At 65.3% G+C, this 3,679-nt stretch carries 3 protein-coding genes; 2 read left to right on the top strand and 1 reads right to left on the bottom strand.

Annotated elements, in window-relative coordinates; genetic code table 11:
* Positions 1 to 873 (bottom strand): NADPH:quinone oxidoreductase family protein (locus VEI45_RS06595; RefSeq protein ID WP_324851292.1); only part of this gene is annotated, 873 nt, incomplete at its 3' end.
* A 153-nt stretch (positions 874 to 1,026) separates the two neighbouring features.
* Here VEI45_RS06595 and VEI45_RS06590 point away from each other — a divergent pair.
* Both VEI45_RS06590 and VEI45_RS06585 read left to right on the top strand, forming a co-directional pair.
* Positions 1,027 to 2,634 carry a sensor domain-containing protein gene (locus VEI45_RS06590; RefSeq protein ID WP_324851290.1) on the top strand — a complete coding sequence of 536 codons (1,608 nt, stop codon included), beginning with the start codon at positions 1,027 to 1,029 and terminating at the stop codon, positions 2,632 to 2,634.
* Positions 2,635 to 2,708: 74 nt separating this feature from the next.
* Positions 2,709 to 3,566 carry an oxidoreductase gene (locus VEI45_RS06585; protein ID WP_324851288.1) on the top strand — a complete coding sequence of 286 codons (858 nt, stop codon included), beginning with the start codon at positions 2,709 to 2,711 and terminating at the stop codon, positions 3,564 to 3,566.
* Positions 3,567 to 3,679 lie beyond the last annotated feature (113 nt).

Raw genomic sequence — 3,679 nt, 5'->3', positions numbered from 1 at the left:
CGGGGGAGCCAGCTTGCCCGACGCGAGCAGCTGCTCCAGGTGGGCCCACTGCTCGGTCAGCGCGCCGGGGTGGGTGCCCGCCCAGGCGCCCCAGCCGACGCCGACCACGTCAATGTTGTTGAGCAGCAGCCGATTCACCTTCACCGTGGGAATCTCACCGCCGGTGAAGCCGATCACCAGCAGCCGCCCGCCGGGAGCAAGCGAGCGCAGCGAGTCGGTGAAGCGGTCGCCGCCGACGGGATCGACCACCATGTCGACCCCGCGACCGTTCGTCAATTCTTTTGCTGCGTCCTTAAACCCGTCGGCCAGCACGACATCGGTCGCGCCGGCTGCCGTCGCGATCTCGGCCTTGTCTTCGGTGCTGACCACGGCGATGACCCGGGACGCCCCGAGCACCGGCGCCAACCGGAGCGTGGAGGTGCCGATGCCGCCGGCGGCCCCGTGCACCAGCACTGTCTCGCCGGACTGCAGCCGGCCCCGGACGGTCAGCGCGAAGTACATGGTGAGGTCGTTGAACAGCAGGCCCGCGCCCGCCGTGAAGCTGACGTTGTCCGGCAGCTTGAACACGCGGTCGGGTGCCAGCACCGCGACTTCGGCCATGCCGCCGGTGAGCATCGTCAGGCCGACAACTCTGTCTCCCGGACGCACGTGGGCGTCGTCGGGTGCCGATCGGACCACCCCGGCGATCTCGGCACCCAGTACGAACGGCGGGTCTGGCTTGTACTGGTAGAGGCCGCGGGTGAGCAGCGCATCCGGGAATGCCGCTCCCGCCGCGTGCACCTCGACCACCACGCCGTCGCCCGAGGGTTCGTCGACCTCGACTACCTCGACGGCATCGGGACCATCAAGTCGAGTCAACTGTGCTGCGCGCATGCCAGCAGAGCCTACTGGCCGCTCAGAAACCGCCGGCGACGCACACTTTCTCCGGACCCGAGACTGCTTTTATCGTTAATCTCTGCTGGCGGAGTATGGTCGCTATGCTTTGTTTGCTGCCTGGCCGAACCAGCGCACAGGTCGGAGGGTGTCATGGGGCTGTTTATCAGCTATTCCAGCCTGGACAAGACGGGGATCGAGCACCTCAAGACCGCTTTGCATCGCGCTCGCCAACAGGTGTGGCTGGATGAGGAGTTGGGCGGCGGTGAGGCCTGGTGGCGCACGATTCTCGAGCAGATCCGCAACTCTGAGGTGTTCATCGTTGCGTTGTCGAACAACTCACTTGCGTCCAAACCGTGTCAGGCTGAGTTGCGCTACGCCCGCGATTTGGAGCGGCCGATCCTTCCTGTCCAGATCGGCCCGGTCACCAGCCTGCGGGTAACTCCGTTCGCCGCAACGCAGATCATCGACTATCGAAACCCTACGGCCGAGGCCGGCATTGAGCTGATCGGGGCCGTGCAACAACAGCGGGCGCAGCTCCAACCGCTGCCCTCAGAGCTACCCGACGAGCCGCCGGTGCCGTTCGCCTATCTGATGCGGCTGGCCAACAACATCGCCGAGCCGCAGCTGAGCGCCCGCCAGCAGGCAGATTTGGTGTCGGAGCTCAAATCTGGACTTGAGGAAGACGGTGACGATCCGGCCGCGCGCAGCGACATTAAGCAGCTTTTGTGCATGCTGAGGGATCGCCCCGATGTCGCCTATCGAGTCCGAACCGACATCGAGAGCCTGCTGGCCTCGGTCGACGCGAATTCTTCGACCTTCTCCGCCGGCAGCGTCGACTCACAGAACCAGGACTTCGAGAACCGATTCAGCCAACCGGCCCAGCCCGCGGGGTCGGCCCAGCCGTGGCCGGTTTCTGGCCCTATGCCGCAGATCCAGCCGGCGATGAACACCCATGCTGTCACCCCGTCGCCCGGCACCGTCCCGCCGCCGATCGTCGGACCGCCACCGAGCGGCCCTTATGCCGCCCCGCACTTCAACGCTGGGGCGGGTAAGGCCCGCAGCTCACGCGTGAAGTGGCTCGTTGCCGGCGGTGTGGGCGCGGCGATCGTGGTGGCGGTCGTGGCCGTGGCTCTCGTCGCCGGCTCGGGCTCGACCCCGCCGTCGCCGCAGACAACGGCTCCTACGATCGCACCCGAACGCCTGGTGTCCATGCTGCTCACGTCCCCGCAGATCAACACGATCATGGGTGCCACAAACATGCAAGCCGGAAAACTCGGCCAGTCGCCGGCCGAACCCTCGGCGCAGCTGTCGAAACCGGAATGCGATGGGGCGCTCTATCCCGGCGAAACGCCGACATATGACGGCAGCGGATACACGAAGCTCAACTATTTGGTGTTGGCCGAGCCAGGGGACAGCAGCGATCACTTTGTCGACCAAGACGTGGCGGCGTTTCCGTCCGCCGACTTAGCCAGCGCTTTTGTGCAAACTTCAGCGGGCCAATGGAAGTCCTGTGCCGGACAAAACGTGACCTTAACCTACAAAAACGGCAACACATACCGGTGGACCTTCGGGAACCTGATCGGGGACCCTCCGAAGATCAGCCAGTTGGACACCCAGGAAGATGGCAGCGGCTGGGCCTGCCAGCGTGTGCTCAGCGCGGTGTCCAATGTGGTGATCGACGTAAGGGCCTGCGGGTTTCACATCACCGATGAAGGCAGCCGGATCGCCGACCAGATAGCCGCCAACGCTACGAAGTAAGAGAAGTTCGGTCGCTATCTTGGCGCGCGACGGACACCTGAAACGTGTCCATTCCTCGACGCTAACCTCACCATATGGATTCCTTTCCACTTGGCCGCCTTTCGGTCGCCCGCATCGGCTTGGGCGCGATCCAGCTGCCCGGGCCCGGCGCTTTCGGGCCGCCGCGCGACCGCGACGCGGCGCTGACCGTGCTGCGCAGGGCTGTCGAACTCGGCGTCGACCACATCGACACCGCCCAGTTCTACGGGCCGAGTGTCTCCAATGAGCTCATCCGCGAAGCCCTGCATCCGTATCCGGCCAACCTGGCGTTGGTCAGCAAGGTCGGAGCCCGCCGCGACGATGTCGGCGGCTGGTTGCCACTGACCGATCCCGCCGACTTCCGCTCGGATATCGAGGCCAACCTGCGAACGCTCGGCGTTGATCAGCTCGCGGTGGTGAATTTGCGGCTGATGGACGGCGACCTTCCCGACGAGCGCTTCGACGAATTGCTTTCCGTCATGATCGCTGCCCGTGACGAGGGGCTGATCGGCGGCATCGGACTCAGCAACGTCACCCGTGAGCAGCTGCTGCGGGCCGTACAGCACACCGACATCGCCTGCGTGCAAAACGCTTTCAATCCCGTTGACCGGTCTGCGACGCCGGTGCTGGATGAGTGCACAGCGCGCGGTATCGCCTTCGTCCCGTTCTTCAGCTTGAGATCACCGTTTGCGGCGCCGGATCAGGTGCTCGGACACCAAGTGGTGCAGCGGGCCGCCACGCGGTTGGGCCACAGCCCGGCCCAGATCGCGTTGGCGTGGGCGCTGAGCGTCGCGCCGAACGTGCTGCTGATTCCGGGAACCGCGTCGGTGCAACACCTGGAGGAGAATCTGGCCGTCGCCGCCATCGAACTCGACGGCGAGACTCGTGAGCAGCTGAACGCGATCGCCGCTTAGCCGCTGCGGCGCTTAGCTTTTCGCCGACGGAGATGGCCTGCAAGCGCTTGGGTCAACCCGTCGATGATCAGGTCGAGCCCGAATGAGAATTCGTCTTCCAACGGCACCGGAAG

The sequence above is a fragment of the Mycobacterium sp. genome (genome assembly GCF_035623875.1).
GTDB lineage: Bacteria > Actinomycetota > Actinomycetes > Mycobacteriales > Mycobacteriaceae > Mycobacterium.
This window is presented reverse-complemented; position numbering and strand designations above follow the sequence as displayed.

Excerpts from the sequence above, each read along its gene's own strand:
- VEI45_RS06590 (WP_324851290.1), top strand. The coding sequence starts at position 1,027 with ATGGGGCTGTTTATCAGCTATTCCAGCCTGGACAAGACGGGGATCGAG.
- VEI45_RS06585 (WP_324851288.1), top strand. The coding sequence starts at position 2,709 with ATGGATTCCTTTCCACTTGGCCGCCTTTCGGTCGCCCGCATCGGCTTG.